Origin of the sequence: Mesobaculum littorinae, from assembly GCF_004011175.1 — a bacterium.
GTDB lineage: Bacteria > Pseudomonadota > Alphaproteobacteria > Rhodobacterales > Rhodobacteraceae > Tranquillimonas > Tranquillimonas littorinae.
The window spans coordinates 317,941-336,717 of sequence record NZ_RQXX01000004.1; the positions used below are offsets into that span (position 1 = coordinate 317,941).

Below are 18,777 nucleotides of genomic sequence, written 5' to 3' on the forward strand. Positions count from 1 at the left end.
CCGAAAGGTTTCAAGCCATACATGATATTTTTTGTCAGGAATATGGTGCGAACTCATGCAGGTCTGCCGTTCCCCCAAGTAAGCCAATGAAAAAAGTTGTTTTCCGGTCACGTTACCCAGCGCGCGGCCCGGCTTTTCGGGTCTTGGGGCGGTTACTGTCCGCCCTTACGGCGCAGCCGCCAAACGAAGAACACTTCGCCGACCAGTCGGGTGGGATACCGATGAGTATGTCCCCGGACCGCATGACGGTCCGGGCGACGATATCGGCCCGGATCAGGAACACCGCCCCCGCCAGCATGGCGGCGGGGATCACGCGGGCGTTGTCGCCGAAAACGCCCAGCCGGACCATGTGCGGCACCATCAGCCCCACGAACCCGATGCACCCGGGAAAGATCGGCACATTGGCGATCGCCATGACGATGAGGGACACCGCCACCCCGGTCAGGACAAGCCTGTCCGCCCCCGCCGCGCGGGTGAAGCTGATCACGCCCAGCACCAGAAGCGCGGCGCCCAGGGCGGCCCCGCGCCCGGGTGCAGACTGACGGGGTTCAGGATGCCCACGCCCCACGACATCCGGTCGAGCATCTGGGTCGCCGGCACCGGCCGGGACGCGTCGTCGGGCATCGCGGCGGGCGCGGGAACGGTGGGCACGGCCTGCAACGGCGCGGCACGGGCCGCGAGGCCAATCTCCGATGTTCCAGACTTGACGGCCCCGACCAGCCAGGGGCCGCCCTGCTTTGCACCGGCCTGAACCGGGCCCTCCGTCCCGTCGACGTCCAGCCGCCGCCGTTTACCGTCCCGGCCCCGCGGCGGCCGGATCGGACAGTTCGACCACGTCAACGCTTTCGGCCAGCCCCGCGCCCGGCACCTCGCGCAGGTGCAGCATAGCAAGGCTTTGCTCCAGCGTGGCGCGCGGCACGTCCCGCGCAATGATGACGACGCGCGAGGTGCTGTCGCCCTCGGGCCAGTCCTTCAGCGGCACGGGCTGGTCGAAGAGGTGTTGCACGCCGTGGAAGACGAAGGGCGTGGGCAGGCCTTCCAGATGCACGATTCCCTTCGAGCGCAGGATATCCGCCCCCCGTCGTGCAACGAGCGTTTCGAGCCAGTGGTCGAACACCTCGGCCGGGATCGGGGTGTCGAGCGTGACCGAGGCGGTGACGATCCGGTCATCCGTCGCATGGTGCGACACGGCAGGCATCGCCAGCGGTGCGGGCCGGGGCCCGGCCAGCCCCGAAAGGCCCGACAGCCCCGCCAGCGGATCGGCCACGGGCGCCGCGGGGGGATGCGACGCCCCCCCGCCCAGCCAGTCGAGCGCCTGCCCCGCCGGCATCGGGGCCCGCGCGGCCCCCAATCCGAAGAGCGCCCCCGACGCAACCCGGCCCTTATCGGCCCAAAGGCGCGGCGCGGTCCCGTTCAGCCGGTCAAGCCGCGCGTCCAGCGCGCGAAGCTCGGAGGCCGAGGCAAGGTCGCGCTTGGTCACCACGATCCGGTCGGCCATCGCGACCTGCGCCTGTGCCTCGGCATGGCGGTCCAGCGTGCGCGGCCCCAGCAACGCATCGACGGCGGTGACGATCCCGTCCAGCACATAGTTCGCGGCCAGCGTCCTGTCGGTCAGCAGCGTGTGGTAGATCGGCCCCGGGTCGGCAAGCCCCGTGGTTTCGATCACCACACGGTCGAAGACAAGTTCCTGTCGCGACCGCCGCGCCAAAAGCGACATCAGCGTGTTGGCCAGCTCTCCCCGCGTGGTGCAGCAGACGCACCCCGCCGGCATCAGGACGACGTCGTCGGCCGCTTCCTCGATCAGGTCATGGTCCAGCCCGGCCTCGCCGAATTCGTTGACCACGACGGCGATACGCCCCCCGGCCGGATCGTTCAGCAGCCGGTTCAGAAGCGTCGTCTTGCCGGCGCCGAGAAAACCGGTGAGCAGCGTGACGGGGATCGGAGGGACCATTTCGCACCTTCTGACGGATCATTTCTGATTATTATGTAATACTGTTACAAATCGACATGCAAGCCGGCTGCGCCCCGGGCGCCAAGGGCTTTTGCGGCCCGACCGCAACCCGACCCGGCCCGATCCTGGGATGCCGCAGAAGGTGACCGGACAGATCCCGGGGCCGCATGCGCGCCCCGGGGGTGGATCATGCCAGGCGGGCCGTCCGCGCGGTCAGGTCCGGTCGTCCTTGGGCGAGCCCATCACGATGTAAGAGGTGATCGCGCTGACATGGCGTCGGGTGCCCAGAACCTCGGTATGAAACCGCTTGTAGTCGGCGAGGTCCGCGCTTTCGACGCGGAGCAGGAATTCGAAGGCCCCCGCGATGTTGTGACACTCGACCACCTCGGGGGCGAGGGCCATGGCACGCTCGAACCCCTCCTGCGCCTCCTTGGTGTGCAGCGACAACCCGACCATGACATAGGCCACGAACCCGCGGCCCATCCTCTCGGGGTCGGTCACGACGCGATAGCCCCGGATCACGCCACTGCGCTCAAGCTCCTGCACCCGGCGCAGGCAGGCCGAGGGGGACAGCCCCACCCGATCGGACAGCGCCACGTTGCTGATCCGCCCGTCGCGCCGAAGCTGGCGCAATATCTTCGCGTCTATCTCGTCCATCGCACGGTTTTATTGCGCCACTTCGCTCCAATGCCATATCTTTGACAGAAGCTTTCGCGAAGGCCGAAGTATCGTTGCACGAATGTCTCGCCATGCGGAGCGATCGATGAGCTTCCCCCTCCTGCCCGGCCTTCTGGGCTTTGCCTTTGCCGCCACGGTCACGCCCGGGCCCAACAACCTGATGCTGATGGCCTCGGGCGCGAATTTCGGCTTTCGCCGCACCCTGCCGCACATGCTGGGCATCGCCGGGGGCATTACCCTCATGGCGCTTCTGGTCGGGGTGGGACTGATGGCGCTGTTCGAGGCCGTGCCGAGCCTGAACCTCGTGCTCAAGGGCCTGTCGGTGATGTACATGCTGTGGCTTGCATTCAAAATCGCCACGGCCGCCCCGGTCAAGCAGAGCGCGACAGGGGGGCGCCCGCTGACGTTCCTGCAGGCGGCCGCGTTCCAGTGGGTGAACCCGAAGGCCTGGGCGATGTGCATGTCGGCGGTCACGCTTTATGCGCCCGACCGGTCGCTATTGTCAGTGGCCGTCGTGGCCGGGGCCTTTTCGGTGGTCTGCTTTCCGTCGATCTCGGTCTGGGCGTGGTTCGGAACCGTGGTCCGGCAGTGGCTGTCGAACCCCGTCCGGCTGCGGGTGTTCAACATCGCCATGGCGGCGCTGCTGGTGGCGTCGCTCTATCCCGTGCTGGGGCTCGGGGCCTGACGCCGGGGCCTGACGCAAAAGCCTGACGCGGGGGGCTGAACGCCGGGGACCTACACGGGAGCCAGACACGGGGGCCAGGGGGGCCAAGGGCGGGGCCAGGGGGGCCAAGGGCGGGGCCAGCCGGCCCCCGGCCCCGCCTGACCCAGGATGCCCCCCCCGCCCCGGGGCACCCGGACGCGGCTAGCTGCCCTTGAGGATCTTCGACAGGAACCGCCGGGTGCGGTCGTCCCTCGGCGCCGAAAAGAACCTGTCGGGCGGCGCGGTTTCGACGATCCGACCCGCCTCCATGTAGACGACGCGGTCGGCCACCTTGCGGGCGAACCCCATCTCGTGCGTGACGACAACCATGGTCATGCCGGCCTCGGCCAGGTCGACCATGACGTCGAGCACCTCCGAGATCATCTCGGGGTCGAGCGCCGAGGTCGGTTCGTCGAAGAGCATGATCCGCGGCTCCATGCACAGCGCCCGGGCGATGGCCACGCGCTGCTGCTGACCGCCCGAAAGCTGGCCGGGATACTTGCCGGCCTGTTCCGTGATGCGGACCCGGGCAAGATACCCCTGCGCCTTTTCCTCGGCGGTGGCACGCCGGGCCCCGCGCGACAGGATCTGCGGCAGGGCGCAGTTCTCAAGCACGGTCAGGTGCGGAAACAGGTTGAAATGCTGGAACACCATCCCCGTTTCGCGCCGCACGGCATCGAGGTTGCGCAGATCGTCGCCCAGCGCGACGCCGCCCACGACGATGGCGCCGCCGTCATGACGCTCAAGCTGGTTGATGCACCGGATCAGGGTCGACTTGCCCGACCCCGAGGGGCCGCAGATGACCACCCTCTCGCGCTCGGACACCTCCAGATCGACGCCGCGCAGGGCATGGAACTCGCCATAGACCTTGTCGAGTTCGCGGATCGCGATGGCAGGGCTCATCCATGCCTCCTTGATTTGACGCCGGTTTCGAGATGGGCGGAATAGACCGAGATCCCGAAGCAGATGACGAAGTAGATCAGCGCGACGAACAGGTACGCCTCGGTGCTGGGGGCGGGCCACGCGGGATCGGTGGCGGCGGAACGGGCGGCCGAAAGCATGTCGAACACCCCCACGATCAGCACCAGCGAGGTGTTCTTGACCATCACGATGGCGGTGTTGGTCAGGGGCGGGATCACGTTCTGGATCGCCTGCGGCAGGATGATGTGCCAGACCGTCTTCCAGTAGGGGATGCCCAGCGCCTCGGCCGCCTCCTGCTGCCCCCCGTCCAGACCCTGCAGCCCGCCGCGCAGCACCTCGGCCAGGTAGGCGGCGGCAAAGATCGTCAGCGCGGCCAGCGTGCGCCCCAGCTTGTCTACCGTCCAGTCGGGCGGCAGAAGCAGCGGCAGCAGGATCGCGGCGACGAAGAGCAGCCCCACCAGCGGCAGGCCCCGCACAAGCTCGATGATCGTGACGCTGATCGCCCGCGCCAGGGGAAGCCGCCCCCGCCGCCCCAGGGCCAGCAGCACCGCCAGCGGAAAGGCGAGGCCCAGCGACAGCACCGCCAGCAGCAGCGTGACCGGCAGGCCGCCCCATTTCGACGTCGGCACCGGCGGCAGGCCCAGCACGCCCCCGCCCATGAGCACCAGCATCGCGACGATGGCCCCGCCCCAGATCGCGATCAGCCGTCCGCCCCGGAGCCGCGGCGACAGCGAGGCCAGGATCATCGCGACGATCAGGGCGATCACGATCATGGCGCGCCACTGCTCGGACGGGGGATAGAGCCCGAAGAGGATCAGCCGGGATTTCGCGGCGACGAAGGCCCAGCAGGCCCCGCCATGCCGGCAGTCGCCGGGCGCGGCGACGTGCCAGTGGGCATCGAGCAGCGCCCAGTTCAGCGCAGGCAGCAGCATGACGATCGCCAGCGCCGCCAGCACCGTCAGCGCGGCCGACACCAGATCGCCGAACAGAAGCTTGATCAGCGGACGGCGGCGCGTGCGCGGCGGCAGGCGCGGGTCGGATGGCGTTGGAGCGGAGGGCGTGGGTGCGGCGCGATCCGTCATCGCGTCACCAGCGCCACGCGGGCGTTATACCAGTTCATGAACAGCGACACCGACAGGGAGATGGTCAGGAACACGCCCAGCATGACGAGGATGCTTTCGATCGCCTGCCCGGTCTGGTTGATGACCGTGTTCACCACCAGCCCCAGCTCGGGGTAGCCGACGGCGACGGCAAGCGTCGTGTTCTTGACGGTGGACAGATATTGAGAGGTCATGGGCGGCACGATCACCCGCAGCGCCTGCGGCAGGATCACCCGGAACATGATCTGGCGTTCGGTCAGGCCCAGGGCACGGCCGCCCTCCCACTGGCCCTTGCCGACCGCCTCGATCCCGCCGCGGATGATCTCGCCCACGAAGGCGGCGGTATAGAGCGTCAGGCCGAAGATGATCGCCGCGAATTCCGGCGACAGCTGCGTGCCGCCGCGAAAGTTCAGCCCCGCCATTTCGGGAAACGACAGCGCCAGCGGATGGCCCAGAGCGCGGGACATCCCCCAGAGCGTCAGGACTGCCCCCCCGGCGCAGATCGCGGCCCAGCCCGGGCGGCCCAGCGGCGGCCGGGGCCAGCGCAAGACCACCGCGATGGCCAGAAGGACGACCAGCACGCCCAGCCCCAGCAAGAGCCCGCCGCCCGGCGCAACGATCAGCCCCGGCGCGTAGACGCCCCGCAGGCTGAGAAAGACGCCCGGCAGGGGGTTCAGCGCCTCGCGCGGCGCGGGAAAGCTGGACGTCGCGATGCCGTACCAGAACAGCAGCTGTACGATCAGCGGCACATTTCGCATCACGGTGACGTAGATCCGGGCGAGCCCGCTCAGAAGCGGATTGTCGGACCGGCGCGACAGGCCCACGAAAAGGCCCAGCAGGGTGGCCGCCACGATGGTGATCGCCGACAGCCACAGCGTGTTTGTCACGCCCACGACATAGGCCCAGAAGAAGTCGTCGGCCGGCGTGTAGCTGACGACGCTTTCCGAAATCGGGAACCGCGCCGGGCGCCAGAGATAGTCGAACCCGGTGCGGATGCCGCGTTCGGCGAGGTTTTGCAGGGTGTTTCCCGCAATCCACCACAGCAGCGCCAGCAGACCGCCCAGCAGGGCGATCTGCACGGCCCAGCCGCGGACCCGGGACGAATACCACAGGCTGCGCAGCATCGGCTTACTGGAACGCCAGCGGGAACATCAGCCCGCCGTCCGAGAACAGCGCGTTGCGCCCCCGCTCAAGCTGCAGCGGGCTGTCCATGCCGACGTTCCTCTCGAACACCTCGCCGTAGTTGCCCAGCGCCTTGACGATCCGGTAGGCGAAATCCTCCGACAGGCCCAGCGCCGCGCCGTTGCCGGGATCGACGCCCAGGAAACGGCGGATGCGGGGATCGTCGCTGTCCATGTGGTCATCGATGTTGTCCTGCGTCAGCCCGAAGGACTCGGCCGCGATCAGCGCCTGGATCGACCAGTTGACGATGTCGAGCCACTGGTCGTCGCCATGGGCCACCGCGGGGGTCAGCGCATCGACATAAGGTGTCGCGGGAAAGATCAGGTAGTCGCCCGGAGCCTCGGCCATGGTCGCCCGGACCGAGGCCAGCGCCCCCGCATCCGTGATCAGTGCATCGCACCGGCCCGAAAAGAACGCCTGGCGCGCGGCGGTGGTGTTGTCGAAGACGACCGGCGAGAGGTCGAGATCGTGCTTCTTGGACACGTCGGCCACCACGACCTCGGTCGTCGATCCGGTCTGCACGCAGACCGTGGCGCCCTGCATGTCCTCGACCCGCTCGATGCCCAGGTCGCGCGGCATCATGAACCCCGTGAACTCAAAGTAGTTGGGGGTGGTGAAATTGATGCCGTTGGCGTCGCGCTGCAGCGTCCATGTCAGGGTGCGCGGCAGCATGTCGATCTCGCCCGTCTGCAGCGCGGGGATCCGCTGCTGGCCGGTCAGCGGCACGAAGTCCACCGCGTCCTTGTCGTCCAGCACCGCCACGGCCACCGCCCGGCAGGTTTCGATGTCGAGCCCGCGCCAGTAGCCGTCGTCGTCGGGGGCGCCGAAGCCGGGGGTGCCCTGGCTTGCGCCGCAGATCAGGCGGCCCCGCTCCTGCACGGTGTCGCGCGTGGATTGCGCCAGCGCCGGCAGCGCCAGGGCCGAGGCGCAAAGCGCCGTCATCACGATCATTCGTTTCATGTCGTCTCCTTGTTGGTTGGGGCACGGGGGTTGGCTCCCCCGCGTCGTTCTTTCGGGGTCCGGCCGGGGTCCGGTCGGTCAGCCCAGCGCGTCGAAGAACGCCGCCAGGTCGGTCCGCAGGTCCTGCGGATCCTCCAGCCCAACATTGACGCGCAGGATCGTGCGGCCGTTGCGCGGATGGTCGTGTCGGCGCGCCTGCGCCACCGACATCGGCGCCATCAGGCTGCGGGTGCCACCCCATGAGGCGCCGATCGCAAAGACCTTCAGCCCGTCCAGCGCCGCCTCGAGCCGCGCCTCCGCCCCCGCGGGCAGAACCACCGAGAAAAGCCCGCTGGACCCCGCGAAATCACGCGCCCAAAGGTCATGACCGGGGCTTGTCGGCAGGGCGGGGAACAGCACTTCGCCCGCGCCGCGGTCGTGCAGCTCCTGCGCCAGATCGGTGGCCACGCGCCCGACATGGGCCAGCCGCACCGCCATCGTCTCGATTCCGCGCAGCACCAGCGCCACCGCGTCGGGCGCGACGCCGAGGCCCAGCATCCGCATCGTGTCGCGCAGGCGCCGCCGCAGGTCGAGATCGCCGACCGTGACCGACCCCATCAGCAGGTCGGAATGCCCGCCGGGATACTTCGTCAGCGCCTGCATCGAGAAATCGATGCCGTGGGCGAGCGGCTTGAACAGCAGCGGCGTGGCCCAGGTGTTGTCGATGCCCGTCAGGATGCCGCGATCCCGCGCGATCGCGGCGATGGCGGGGATGTCCTCGACCTCCATCGTGGTCGAGCCGGGGGATTCGGTCCAGATCAGCCGGGTCTCGGGGCGGATCATCGCCGCGATCCGCGCGCCGATGCCCGGGGGGTAGACCGTCCAGTCGATCCCCCGGGGGGCCAGGAAATCGCGGCAGAAATTCGTGACCGGCGGATAGGCCGTATCGGGGATCAGCACGTGATCGCCGGGGTTCAGCACGGTCAGGAAGATCACCGCGATGCTGGCCTGGCCCGAGGGCATCAGCACCGTGCGCGCGCCGCCTTCCAGCGCGGTCAGCTGCGCCTCGAGCACGCGCTGCGTGGGCGTGCCGTGCAGGCCGTAGGAATAGCCGTCGAGATCGCGCTTGCCGCGGCTCGCATAGGCGGCCGCGTCGTCGAAGACGATGGTCGAGGCGCGGTGCGTGGGCACCGACAGCGCGGCATAGCCGTCATGGGACACGGCGGGGTGATGGACGGACAGCGTGGCATCGCGCATTCGGGGCAGGCTCCTCTTTATGATCCGAAGCATTGCCCAGGCCGATCCGCAGGAATACTGATCGAGGCTGATACCTCTATGCGGAAACCTGATAGTGCAGCACCGCCAGCTCGAAGCCTTTCATGCCGTGATGATCTCGGGGTCCACCGTGCGGGCGGCCGAGCTGATGAACGTCACCCAGCCCGCGGTGTCGCGCCTGATCGCCGAGCTTGAGAAGGAGGTGCGCTTTGCCCTGTTCGACCGGGTGCGCGGGCGGCTGGTGCCGACGCAGGAAGGGCAGCTGTTCTTTCGCGAGGTGGCGCAAAGCTTTAAGGGCCTCGACCGGTTGCGCGCCGCGGCGGCCAACATCCGCGATTTCGGCACCGGCACGCTGCGCATCGCCTCGCTTGCCGCGGCCGGAGCGGCGCTGGTGCCGGCCGCCGTGCGGGGCTTTCGCGCCGCCCATCCCGACGTGCGGATCACCCTGCACATCACGTGGTCCACGGCCATCCGCAACGGCGTGGCCGACGGCCAGTACGACATCGGCATCGCCGCGGACGAGATCGACCGCGTGGGCGTCGACAGCCAGCTGTTCTGCAACTACCCTGGTCTGATCGCGATGCCGCCGGACCACCCGCTGGTGCGGCACGACACGATCACGCCCAAGCTGCTGGAGGGCTGCCCGCTGATCGGTCTCGCCCCCGAGGACCGCGCGCGGCAGAGGTTCGACGCCGCGCTGTCCGAAGCGGGCGTCACGCCACATTACGTGGTGGACACGCCCAGCGCCGCAACGGTCTGCGCGCTGGCGGTGTCGGGCGACGCGGTCGGGCTGGTCAATCCGCTGGTGATCGAGCAGTTCCGGCGCGAGGACGTGGTGCTGCGTCCGTTCCTGCCCAGGGTGATGTTCCGCGCCTACCTGCTGTTTCCGCCGAACGCGCAGAAATCGCGTCTTGCGCTGGACTTCACCGCGCACCTGATGGCGCTGCGCAACGCGGGCGCCCACCGCCCGGGCTGACACGGCCGCGCAGGCCGCGAAGGTCGGCACGCGCCTTCCCGTGCAGGGACAGGATGGATGCGGCCGCGGCTTTTCGCTAGGACTGGGTCATGGCGCACCGGTGGCTCATCCTCTTCGTTCTTCTGACGGCCTGGGCCTCGCCCGCGCCGGCGCAGGAGGCCCCCGCCCCCGCGCCCCTTTCCGTCACCGGCGGCCCCTCGGACGCGGCAATCGCCGAAAGGCTGCGCGCGATCATCGCCGCGATGGGCCAGACCGGGATCGCGACCTCGGTCGAGGCCGGCGTCGTCACGCTGTCGGGCGACATCGCCGATCCGGCCGTGCGCACCCGGATCGCGGGCATCGCAGAGCGGCTCGAAGGCGTCGTCGTGGTGGAAAACGGCCTGGCCGTGTCGGACGACGTCGCGCGGCAGATCGACCCGGCGGTCCAGCGATTCCGCGCGCGCCTGTCCCAGCTGATCGCGCGGTTGCCGCTGCTGGCCGTCGCGGCGGCCGTGCTGGCCGCGCTGGTTGCCCTGGGCATCGTCGTGGGTCGCCTGCGGTTCTGGGACCGCCTTGCGCCCAACGGCTTTATCGCGGGGATCTACCGGCAGGCCTTTCGCATCGCCTGCGGGATCGCCGGCATCGTCATCGCGCTGGACCTGCTGGGCGCGGCCGCGCTGCTGGGGACGATCCTCGGCGCGGCGGGGATCGTCGGGCTCGCCATCGGCTTCGCCGTGCGCGACACGGTCGAGAACTTCGTCGCCTCAGTCATGCTCAGCCTGCGGCAGCCCTTCCGCCCCAACGACCTGGTCGAGATCGAGGGCGACGTGGGCCGGGTCATCCGCCTGACCTCGCGCGCGACGATCCTGCTGTCGCTCGACGGCAATCACATCCGCATTCCCAATGCGTCGGTCTTCAAGGGGCGGATCGTCAACTACACCCAGAACCCCGCGCGACGGTTCAGCTTCGACATCGGCATCGACCCCGACGCGGATCTGGAGGCGACGCGGCGGCTGGCACAGGCGGCGCTGCGCGCCCTGCCCTTCGTGCTGTCCGAACCCGAAGAGCTGGTGTGGATCGAGAACATCGCCGAATCCGGCGCGATCCTGCGGGTGACGGGGTGGATCGATCAGCGGAAGACCGGGTTCGTCACCGCCCGCGGCGACGCCATCCGGCTGGTCAAGACAGCGATCGAGGCCGCGGGCGTCGCGATCCCCGACACGACCTACCGCATCCGGCTGGAGGGCACCGCCGCGCTTCCCCCCGCCGGGGGCCGCCCCGACCCGAAGCGCCCGGGCCCCAAGCATGCCGACCCGAACCGTGCCACGCAGGATGACGATGCCGGGCCACCCGCGGCCCCCCGGACGCGGGCGCGCACCGGGACCGATGCCCGGCCCGGTTCCGGGGATAGGGGCAGGGACGGGGACAGGGGCGACATGCGGGTACCGGACGCGGCTGGCCCCCAGGTGGCCCCGCACCCCACGACCCAGACCGGGACGGGCGCGCAGTCCGAGGAAGAGGCCCTGATCCCCCTTGTCGATGCGGAGCGGCGCGAAAGCGGCGACCTGCTCGCCCCCGACGCGCCGCGCGAATAGCGGCGGGCTCCGGGGGCCTCTTGCCCCGCCCGCTCTGGTCCCACCCGCCCTGGCTCCGCCCGCCCTAGCTCCGGCCGGACGCGATGGCGAGGCCGTGCGCCACGGCGGTGAAGACCTCGCTGAACTCGTGGCGGGCGCGGGGCAGCGCCGCGGTCATGGTGTCGGACACCATCGTCATCAGGCTGGACCCGCCGACATAGATCACCCGGTCGATCGCCTCGGGCGCAACGCCTGCAAGGTCCAGCGTGACCTGCAACCCCTCGGACAGATCGCGGGCGTAGGCCGCGAGGCTTTCGGCCACCTGCCCGGCGCTCAGCGGCTGGGCGAGCCCCGGCTCGATCTCGCCCAGCGCGATCCGCCCGACCTGTCCATCGCGGTTGACGTCGATCTTGCCGGCCTCGACCGCGAAGGCCAGATCATGGCCCAGCTCGTCCTCAAGGATCGTCGCGAGACGCGCGAACTTTTCGGGCTCGGTCGCCAGCTTCTCCATCTCGGCGACCTGGCGGCGGGTCTGCGGCGTATAGAGAAAGGGGATCTTCTCCCACGTCGCGAGGTCGTTGTAGATCGCCAGCGGCACCGGAGACAGGCCATCGCCCATCACCTTGCGCAGCGACGACCCCTTGCCCATCAGCGGCATCACGTGATCGAAACTGATCGACCGGTCGAAATCGGTGCCGCCGATGCGCACGCCGTGGTTGGCGAGGATCGCGACCTCGCCCGACCGGAAGACGGAAAAATCCGAGGTGCCGCCGCCGATATCGACGACGACCCCCAGCTCGCCCGGACGGTCCAGGGCGTTGGTGGCGATGGCGGCGGCCTCGGGTTCGGCGAGAAAGTCGACCTGCGCGAACCCCGCAGCAAGGTAGCAGGCGCGCAGGTCCTCCTCGGCCTGCCCTTCGCGCGGATCGCCGGGGCGGTGGAAGAAAACCGGGCGACCGGACAGCGCGCGGTCGAAGACCAGCCCCGTCTCGCGCTCGGCCTGCTCCTTGATCATCCGCAGGAACCGGGCAATCAGGTCGACGAAGGTGACGCGGTCGTTCAGAAGCTGGCGCTTCTCGTGCATGAGAGACGTGCCCAGCACCCGTTTCAGCGCCCGCATGTAGCGCCCCTCGTCCCCGCGCAGAAGCGCGTCGTTCGCGGGGCGCCCCAGCAGGGTCCGGCGCGCCTCGTAATCGAGGAACAGCGCCGTCGGCGTCGTCGTATCCCCGTCGAAGCCGATCAGCCGCGGTACGCCGTCGACCGCGAAGCCCGCCGCGGAGTTCGAGGTGCCGAAATCGATCCCGAGCGTGCGTGCCATTCCAAGACCCCCTGCGTGAAAGCAGGCGAGCTACGATTACCCGGGGGCCGGGTCAAGATCCCGGGGGGCGCCCCCCGCACGCACGGCCCCGGCCGCGCGGGCCGCGACATATCGCCCCCGGGGCATGTTCGTATGCAATGAGGCCGCGACCCATGGGGCGCGTCGGCCCTCGAGCAGCGCCCTGGCCGCAGCGTCCCGACAAGGGCCCCTCGCGGCGCGTCGCTCACGGCCGCATCACCGATCCGTTACGCAACGTCGAACGTCTTCCGCTTGCGCCATTGGTGCGGATCGCACTACCCCGCGCGTCGGGCCGCGTCTTCGAACGCATCCCGCAGCGTGTCATGACGGGGCGATGGCCCTGAGCCCGACACCGTCGCACGTCCCTTGGCGGACCCCATCGGCACAAAGCCGCCGCCTTTTGATGACGCAAGGCGCATTCTTGCATGTGGCCGCGTGTTCCGTTTGGATGAATACAATCATAACACGTACCCCCAACATACGGAGAGCCCTCATGAAACTTCGAACGACACTCGCCACCTCGGCCCTGGTCCTGGGCCTGGCCCTGCAGGCGCAGGCGGCGGACGTGCCCGAAGGCGTGACGCTGGCGGACGACCAGACCTATACCTTCTGGCTTCTCGACGCGATCAAGTCGATGGACCCGCAGCTGAACACCGACGTCGAAGGCTCGGACGTGCTGCGCAACCTCTTCGAAGGGCTCTACAACGAAGACGGCAACGGCGAGCTGGTGCCGGGCGTGGCGCTGGATCACGAGGTGTCCGAGGACGGCAAGACCTACACCTTCAACCTGCGCGACGATGCCAAGTGGTCGAACGGCGAACCGGTGACGGCGGGCGATTTCGTCTACGCCTGGCGCCGTCTGGCCGACCCGGCCACCGCCTCGGAATACGCGTGGTACATGGAGCTGATGCAGGTCGAGAACGCGCCCGAGATCATCGCCGGCGAGATGGACCCCGAAGAGCTGGGCGTGCGGGCGGTCGACGACCACACGCTCGAGGTCAAGATCAGCACGCCGCTGCCCTACTTCCCGCAGATGTTGGTGCACGGCTCGACCTTCCCGGTCCTGCAAAGCGTGATCGAGGAGAATGGCGACGACTGGACCGATGCCGGCACGCTGGTCGGCAACGGCGCCTACACGCTGACCGAACACCAGCTGGGCGAACGCGTCGTGATGGAGAAGACCGACACCTACTGGGATGCCGACAACGTCGTGATTGAGACGCTGACCGCGCTCACCATCAACGACATCAATCAGGGCCTCACCCGGTATCTGGCGGGCGAGCTGGACCGCGTGGACATCCCCGCCGGTCAATATCCGCGCCTGGCCGAGGAGTATCCCGATCAGGCGGTCTCGACCCCCTACAACTGCTCGTACATCTACATGCTGAACGTGGGTGAGAAGGGCCCCGAGGCGCTGAAGGACGCGCGCGTGCGCAAGGCGCTGGCCTACGCCATCGACCGCGACATCATCGTCGAGCGGATCCTGCAGGGCGGCCAGAAGCCGGCCTACAACTGGACCCACTGGGCGATCGCCGATTTCGAACGTCCCGAGGTCGAATGGGCCGACGAGATGGATCAGGCGCAGCGGATCGAAAAGGCCAAGGAGCTGCTTGAAGAGGCCGGCTACGGCCCCGACAACCCGGTAAACCTCAGCCTGCAGTACAACACCTCGGAAGATCACAAGAAGATCGCCATCGCCGCGTCGCAGATGCTCAAGCAGATCGGCGTGAACATCACGCTCGACAACTACGAGTGGAAGATCCACACCGACCGGATGCAGAACCAGGACTTCGACATGGCGCGCTACGCGTGGTGCGGGGACTACAACGAGGCGTCGACCTATCTCGACCTCATGACCTCGTATTCGGGCCACAACAACGGCGAGTTCTTCAACGACGAATACGATCAGGTGATGGCCGACAGCAAGACCGCAGAGAACCCGCTGGAGATGTACCAGGAGGCCGAGCGCATCCTGGCCGAGGAAATGCCGATCATCCCGATCTACCACTACGCCAACGTCGACATGATCAACGCCAACATCGAAGGCCTGCCCGAGAACAACGTGAACAACACGTGGTACGGCAAGGACATCTACCGCACGGCCGAATAACCGGCCCCGGGCGGGCAGCCTGCCTTCAAGGCACGGGCTGCCCGCCCCCCTACCCGTCTCGACCCTGCCCCTCTGACCCTGTTCCGGGAGCGACCGTTTGCTCAGTTACATCCTCAAGCGTCTTGCCATCGCGATACCGACGCTGTTGCTGCTGATCATCATTTCCTTCGTGTTGATGCATTCCGCACCCGGCGGCCCCTTCACCGCGGAGCGCGAGCTGCCGCCCCAGGTGCTGGCCAACCTCAACGAGAAATACGGGCTCTCCGATCCGCTGTGGATGCAGGTGGGCAACTACGTCTGGGGCATCGTCACCGCCTTCGATTTCGGGCCCAGCTTCGTCTACAAGGACCGCACGGTGAACGAGATCATCGCGCAGGGCTTCCCGATCACGCTGACCTACGGTCTTCTGTCCTTTGCGATCGCGGTGCTCGTGGGCGTCAGCCTGGGCGTGGCGGCGGCGACGCGGCACAACTCGCCGCTGGACTACGCGGCGGTGGGCGTGTCGATCGGCGCGCAGGTCCTGCCGAACTTCGTCATGGCGCCGATCCTGGTGCTGATCTTCACGCTGTGGCTGCGATGGCTGCCCGGCGGCGGCTGGCAGGGGCCGGAATACTGGATCATGCCGGTGATCGCGCTCTCGACCTCCTTCATGGCGTCGATCGCGCGGATCACGCGGTCCTCGATGCTCGAGGTGCTGACCTCGAACCACATCCGCACCGCCCGGGCCAAGGGCCTGCCCGAGCGCAAGGTCATCCTGCGCCATGCGCTGAAACCGGCGATGCTGCCCGTGATCTCGTACCTAGGCCCCGCCTTCGTGGCGATGATCACCGGGTCGGTCGTGGTCGACATCTATTTTTCCACCGGCGGCATCGGCAAGGCCTTCGTCGACAGCGCCCTGAACCGCGATTACGCGGTGATGATGGGGGTCACGATCCTGGTGGGGGCGCTGACCATCTTCTTCAACCTCGTGGTCGACATCCTTTACGGATGGATCGACCCCAAGATCCGGTACTGACATGGCAATGACATCCGAACAGGCCGTCGAAGCCACCGCGCTTGCCGGGAAGGGCCGGTCGCCCTGGGCCGACGCGCGCCGCCGCTTCTTCCGCAACAAGGCCGCCATGGTCGGGCTGGCGATCCTCGCCTTCGTGGCGCTTTTCGCGGTGTTCGGCGATTTCCTGTCGCAGTGGTCGAACGAGGAACTCGACTACAACGTCATGGGCCAGATCGCGCAGGAGGGCGGGCCGTCGATCGAGAACGGGCACTATTTCGGCACCGACGACCTGGGCCGCGACCTGTTCGCGCGGACGGTGCAGGGCACCCAGATCAGCCTTGCCGTGGGCCTCGTGGGGGCGCTGATCGCCTGCGTCGTCGGCACGCTTTACGGCGCGGTCGCGGGATACGTGGGCGGGCGCACCGACAACATCATGATGCGGATCGTCGATATCTTCATGGCGATCCCCTACATGTTCGTCCTGATCCTGCTGCTGGTGATGTACGGCCGGTCGATCACCATCCTCTTCGCGGGCGTCGGCCTGATCTCGTGGATGGAGATGGCGCGGATCGTGCGCGGCCAGACGCTGACCATCAAGGGCCGCGAATTCGTCGAGGCGGCGCGTGCCACCGGCGTGTCGGCGCCGGTGATCATCCTGCGCCACATCGTGCCCAACCTTCTGGGCGTCATCGCCGTCTATGCCACGCTGCTGGTGCCGCTGATGATCCTGACGGAAAGCTTCATCTCCTTCCTCGGCCTCGGCGTGCAGGAGCCGCTGACCTCGCTGGGGGCGCTGATCTCGGAAGGTGCGGGCACGATCGCCTATGGCACCACGTGGCAGCTTGGCTTCCCCCTCCTTTTCTTCTGTCTCACGCTGTTCGGCCTGTTCTTCGTCGGCGACGGCCTGCGTGACGCGCTCGACCCCAAGGATCGCTGATGTCGCTTCTGCAGATCGATAACCTCTCCGTCACCTTCGACGGCGAAGACGGGCCGGTGCACGCGGTCAACGACCTTTCTCTTGCCATCGACCGGGGCGAGACGCTGGGCATCGTCGGCGAAAGCGGATCCGGCAAGTCGCAGACCGCCTTTTCCATCATGGGCCTTCTGGCGCCGAACGGTCGCACCGACGGATCGGTCCGCTTCGACGGGCAGGAGTTGCTGGGCGCGAAGCCCAAGGACCTGAACAAGATCCGCGCCAAGCGGATCGCGATGATCTTTCAGGACCCGATGACATCGCTCAATCCCTACATGCGGATTTCCAACCAGATGACCGAGGTGCTGACCCTGCACCAGGGCCTGTCGAAGAAGGAAGCGCTGGCGGAATCGGTTCGCATGCTGGACGCGGTGAAGATCCCCGCCGCGAAGGAACGGGTGAACCTGTTCCCGCATGAATTCTCGGGCGGGATGCGGCAGCGCGTGATGATCGCCATGTCACTGCTGTGCCAACCCGACCTGCTGATCGCCGACGAACCGACGACCGCGCTGGACGTGACCGTGCAGGCGCAGATCATGGACCTTCTGGGCGATCTGCAGCGCGATTTCGGCATGGCCACGATCCTGATCACCCATGACCTGGGCGTCGTCGCGGGATTCTGCGAACGCGTGCTGGTCATGTATGGCGGCCGGGTGATGGAGGAAGGCCCGACCGAGCCTCTCTTTGCCGAGCCGACGCACCCCTATACCCGGGGCCTGCTGGCGGCGGTCCCGCGCGTCGACGACGTCGATGCCGCGATGAAGGCCATTCCCGGCAACCCGCCCAACATGGCCGCACCGCCGGAAGGCTGCCCCTTCCGTCCGCGCTGCGGCTTCGCGGGCGAGGATTGCCGCGTGATGCCGCCGCTCAGCCCCTTTGCGCAGGGCCGCGCCCGCGCCTGCCACCGCCCCATCGCGGAGGTCACCGCATGAGCCCGCTTCTCTCTGTCCGCGACCTGCACGTGCGGTTTCCGATCATCCGCGCGGGCGACATGCCCTGGACCAAGCCGCGCATCCTGCATGCGGTCAACGGCGTCGATTTCGAGCTCGAGGCCGGCCAGACGCTGGGCGTCGTCGGCGAATCCGGTTGCGGCAAGTCGACACTGGCCCGCGGGCTGATCCAGATGGTGCCGGCCACGGGGCAGGTGATGTGGCGGGGCGAAACCGACCTTCTGTCGTTGAGCCCGCGGCAGATGAAGCCCTATCGCTCGGAAATCCAGATGGTCTTTCAGGATCCGCTGGCCTCGCTCAACCCGCGCATGACCCTCGGGCAGATCATCGCCGAGCCGCTGTCGACGCACCGCCCCGACATCCCCGCGAAGGAACGTCGCCAGCGCGTCGCCGGGATGATGGAGCGGGTGGGCCTGCTGCCGCAGATGATCAACCGCTACCCGCACGAGTTCTCGGGCGGTCAGTGCCAGCGCATCGGCATTGCCCGCGCGCTGATCGTCGAGCCCAAGCTGCTGATCTGCGACGAACCCGTGTCGGCGCTGGACGTGTCGATCCAGGCGCAGGTGATCGAGCTGCTGAAGGAACTTCAGCGCGATCTGGGGCTGGCGATGATCTTCATCGCGCACGACCTCAGCGTGGTAAAGAACATCTCGGACGAGGTGATGGTGCTCTACCTCGGGCGGATCATGGAAAAGGCCCCGAAGGCCCGACTGTACGACGATCCGCAGCATCCCTACACGCAGGCCCTGCTGTCGGCGGTGCCGATCCCCGATCCGGTGGCCGAGCGGGCCAAGCGCATCGTGCCGATGACGGGCGACATGCCGTCGCCGATGAACCCGCCGTCGGGCTGCGTCTTCCGCGGGCGCTGCCCGCGCGCGCAGGACGACTGCGCCCGGACCGTACCGCAGCCCGAGGGCGACGCGCATCGCGTGGCCTGCCTGCACCCCGGCCCCCTGTCCGCCGCCGAAATGGCCTGACGGCAGCTTCCGTCTCCGGCCACCTTCTCCGGTGACGCGCGCCCGGGCCGGCGCCCGGGCGACAGCGTCAGGTCGTGCGATCGCTGGTGCGCGCCAGAGACGGCGGCATGCGGGACGCAGGCGCGGGCGCGGCAAGATCCGGCTGCCTTCGGTCCCACG

Annotated in this window: 18 protein-coding genes; 8 read left to right on the plus strand and 10 right to left on the minus strand. The window is 68.2% G+C overall.

The window, feature by feature from the left end:
* Window positions 1-112: 112 nt before the first annotated feature.
* From EKE94_RS18935 to EKE94_RS13750, 4 genes are all read right to left on the minus strand, one after another.
* Entirely contained in the window at window positions 113-487 is a 375-nt protein-coding gene (locus EKE94_RS18935; RefSeq protein WP_328590497.1) for an iron chelate uptake ABC transporter family permease subunit, read from the minus strand.
* Entirely contained in the window at window positions 484-651 is a 168-nt protein-coding gene (locus tag EKE94_RS18940; RefSeq protein WP_235856038.1) for a hypothetical protein, read from the minus strand. Before EKE94_RS18940 ends, EKE94_RS18935 begins: the two co-directional genes overlap by 4 nt.
* Before the next feature lie 139 nt (window positions 652-790).
* On the minus strand, window positions 791-1,951 hold the full coding sequence (locus EKE94_RS13745) for a CobW family GTP-binding protein (protein ID WP_127907183.1): 1,161 nt from the start codon (window positions 1,949-1,951) through the stop codon (window positions 791-793).
* Window positions 1,952-2,164: 213 nt separating this feature from the next.
* Entirely contained in the window at window positions 2,165-2,608 is a 444-nt protein-coding gene (locus EKE94_RS13750; protein WP_127907184.1) for an Lrp/AsnC family transcriptional regulator, read from the minus strand.
* Between the two features lie 106 nt (window positions 2,609-2,714).
* Between EKE94_RS13750 and EKE94_RS13755 the strand changes: the two genes are divergently transcribed.
* The gene (locus tag EKE94_RS13755) at window positions 2,715-3,314 is read left to right on the plus strand and encodes a LysE family translocator (RefSeq protein WP_127907185.1); all 600 of its coding nucleotides are present in this window, start codon (window positions 2,715-2,717) and stop codon (window positions 3,312-3,314) included.
* 180 nt (window positions 3,315-3,494) lie between these two features.
* On the opposite strand, the gene EKE94_RS13760 is transcribed toward EKE94_RS13755, so the two are convergent.
* The 5 genes from EKE94_RS13760 to metC form a co-directional block, all read right to left on the minus strand.
* Complete coding sequence (locus EKE94_RS13760) at window positions 3,495-4,235, minus strand: amino acid ABC transporter ATP-binding protein (protein ID WP_127907186.1); 741 nt, start codon at window positions 4,233-4,235, stop codon at window positions 3,495-3,497.
* The gene (locus EKE94_RS13765) at window positions 4,232-5,335 is read right to left on the minus strand and encodes an amino acid ABC transporter permease (RefSeq protein WP_127907187.1); all 1,104 of its coding nucleotides are present in this window, start codon (window positions 5,333-5,335) and stop codon (window positions 4,232-4,234) included. The genes EKE94_RS13760 and EKE94_RS13765 overlap by 4 nt, the downstream gene beginning before the upstream one ends.
* Entirely contained in the window at window positions 5,332-6,477 is a 1,146-nt protein-coding gene (locus EKE94_RS13770) for an amino acid ABC transporter permease (RefSeq protein WP_127907188.1), read from the minus strand. Before EKE94_RS13770 ends, EKE94_RS13765 begins: the two co-directional genes overlap by 4 nt.
* Before the next feature lie 4 nt (window positions 6,478-6,481).
* On the minus strand, window positions 6,482-7,495 hold the full coding sequence (locus EKE94_RS13775; protein WP_127907189.1) for an amino acid ABC transporter substrate-binding protein: 1,014 nt from the start codon (window positions 7,493-7,495) through the stop codon (window positions 6,482-6,484).
* A gap of 78 nt (window positions 7,496-7,573) precedes the next feature.
* Window positions 7,574-8,731, minus strand: a complete 1,158-nt coding sequence (gene metC, locus EKE94_RS13780) for a cystathionine beta-lyase (protein WP_127907190.1) — start codon at window positions 8,729-8,731, stop codon at window positions 7,574-7,576.
* Window positions 8,732-8,825: 94 nt separating this feature from the next.
* Here metC and EKE94_RS13785 point away from each other — a divergent pair, with 94 nt between their 5' ends.
* Window positions 8,826-9,725: a LysR substrate-binding domain-containing protein gene (locus EKE94_RS13785; RefSeq protein ID WP_127907191.1), complete on the plus strand. Its 900-nt coding sequence runs from the start codon at window positions 8,826-8,828 to the stop codon at window positions 9,723-9,725.
* Window positions 9,726-9,814: 89 nt separating this feature from the next.
* The gene (locus tag EKE94_RS13790) at window positions 9,815-11,299 is read left to right on the plus strand and encodes a mechanosensitive ion channel family protein (protein ID WP_206615074.1); all 1,485 of its coding nucleotides are present in this window, start codon (window positions 9,815-9,817) and stop codon (window positions 11,297-11,299) included.
* A 64-nt stretch (window positions 11,300-11,363) separates the two neighbouring features.
* Here the strand turns inward: EKE94_RS13790 and EKE94_RS13795 are convergent, their stop codons facing one another.
* Window positions 11,364-12,596, minus strand: a complete 1,233-nt coding sequence (locus EKE94_RS13795) for an Hsp70 family protein (protein WP_127907192.1) — start codon at window positions 12,594-12,596, stop codon at window positions 11,364-11,366.
* A 511-nt stretch (window positions 12,597-13,107) separates the two neighbouring features.
* Here EKE94_RS13795 and EKE94_RS13800 point away from each other — a divergent pair.
* From EKE94_RS13800 to EKE94_RS13820, 5 genes are all read left to right on the plus strand, one after another.
* The gene (locus tag EKE94_RS13800; protein WP_127907193.1) at window positions 13,108-14,724 is read left to right on the plus strand and encodes a peptide ABC transporter substrate-binding protein; all 1,617 of its coding nucleotides are present in this window, start codon (window positions 13,108-13,110) and stop codon (window positions 14,722-14,724) included.
* A 97-nt stretch (window positions 14,725-14,821) separates the two neighbouring features.
* Window positions 14,822-15,739 (plus strand): oligopeptide ABC transporter permease OppB, encoded by a 918-nt coding sequence (gene oppB, locus EKE94_RS13805; RefSeq protein ID WP_127907194.1) that lies wholly within the window; start codon window positions 14,822-14,824, stop codon window positions 15,737-15,739.
* A 1-nt stretch (window position 15,740) separates the two neighbouring features.
* On the plus strand, window positions 15,741-16,655 hold the full coding sequence (locus EKE94_RS13810) for an ABC transporter permease subunit (RefSeq protein WP_127907195.1): 915 nt from the start codon (window positions 15,741-15,743) through the stop codon (window positions 16,653-16,655).
* Window positions 16,655-17,623 carry an oligopeptide/dipeptide ABC transporter ATP-binding protein gene (locus EKE94_RS13815; RefSeq protein ID WP_127907196.1) on the plus strand — a complete coding sequence of 323 codons (969 nt, stop codon included), beginning with the start codon at window positions 16,655-16,657 and terminating at the stop codon, window positions 17,621-17,623. Before EKE94_RS13810 ends, EKE94_RS13815 begins: the two co-directional genes overlap by 1 nt.
* Entirely contained in the window at window positions 17,620-18,618 is a 999-nt protein-coding gene (locus EKE94_RS13820; protein ID WP_127907197.1) for an oligopeptide/dipeptide ABC transporter ATP-binding protein, read from the plus strand. Before EKE94_RS13815 ends, EKE94_RS13820 begins: the two co-directional genes overlap by 4 nt.
* The last annotated feature ends 159 nt before the right edge of the window (window positions 18,619-18,777 follow it).

Coding starts and splice junctions, on each gene's coding strand:
- EKE94_RS13745 (WP_127907183.1), bottom strand. CDS start 1,951: ATGGTCCCTCCGATCCCCGTCACGCTGCTCACCGGTTTTCTCGGCGCC.
- EKE94_RS13750 (WP_127907184.1), bottom strand. CDS start 2,608: ATGGACGAGATAGACGCGAAGATATTGCGCCAGCTTCGGCGCGACGGG.
- EKE94_RS13755 (WP_127907185.1), top strand. CDS start 2,715: ATGAGCTTCCCCCTCCTGCCCGGCCTTCTGGGCTTTGCCTTTGCCGCC.
- EKE94_RS13760 (WP_127907186.1), bottom strand. CDS start 4,235: ATGAGCCCTGCCATCGCGATCCGCGAACTCGACAAGGTCTATGGCGAG.
- EKE94_RS13765 (WP_127907187.1), bottom strand. CDS start 5,335: ATGACGGATCGCGCCGCACCCACGCCCTCCGCTCCAACGCCATCCGAC.
- EKE94_RS13770 (WP_127907188.1), bottom strand. CDS start 6,477: ATGCTGCGCAGCCTGTGGTATTCGTCCCGGGTCCGCGGCTGGGCCGTG.
- EKE94_RS13775 (WP_127907189.1), bottom strand. CDS start 7,495: ATGAAACGAATGATCGTGATGACGGCGCTTTGCGCCTCGGCCCTGGCG.
- metC (WP_127907190.1), bottom strand. CDS start 8,731: ATGCGCGATGCCACGCTGTCCGTCCATCACCCCGCCGTGTCCCATGAC.
- EKE94_RS13790 (WP_206615074.1), top strand. CDS start 9,815: ATGGCGCACCGGTGGCTCATCCTCTTCGTTCTTCTGACGGCCTGGGCC.
- EKE94_RS13795 (WP_127907192.1), bottom strand. CDS start 12,596: ATGGCACGCACGCTCGGGATCGATTTCGGCACCTCGAACTCCGCGGCG.
- EKE94_RS13800 (WP_127907193.1), top strand. CDS start 13,108: ATGAAACTTCGAACGACACTCGCCACCTCGGCCCTGGTCCTGGGCCTG.
- EKE94_RS13810 (WP_127907195.1), top strand. CDS start 15,741: ATGGCAATGACATCCGAACAGGCCGTCGAAGCCACCGCGCTTGCCGGG.
- EKE94_RS13815 (WP_127907196.1), top strand. CDS start 16,655: ATGTCGCTTCTGCAGATCGATAACCTCTCCGTCACCTTCGACGGCGAA.
- EKE94_RS13820 (WP_127907197.1), top strand. CDS start 17,620: ATGAGCCCGCTTCTCTCTGTCCGCGACCTGCACGTGCGGTTTCCGATC.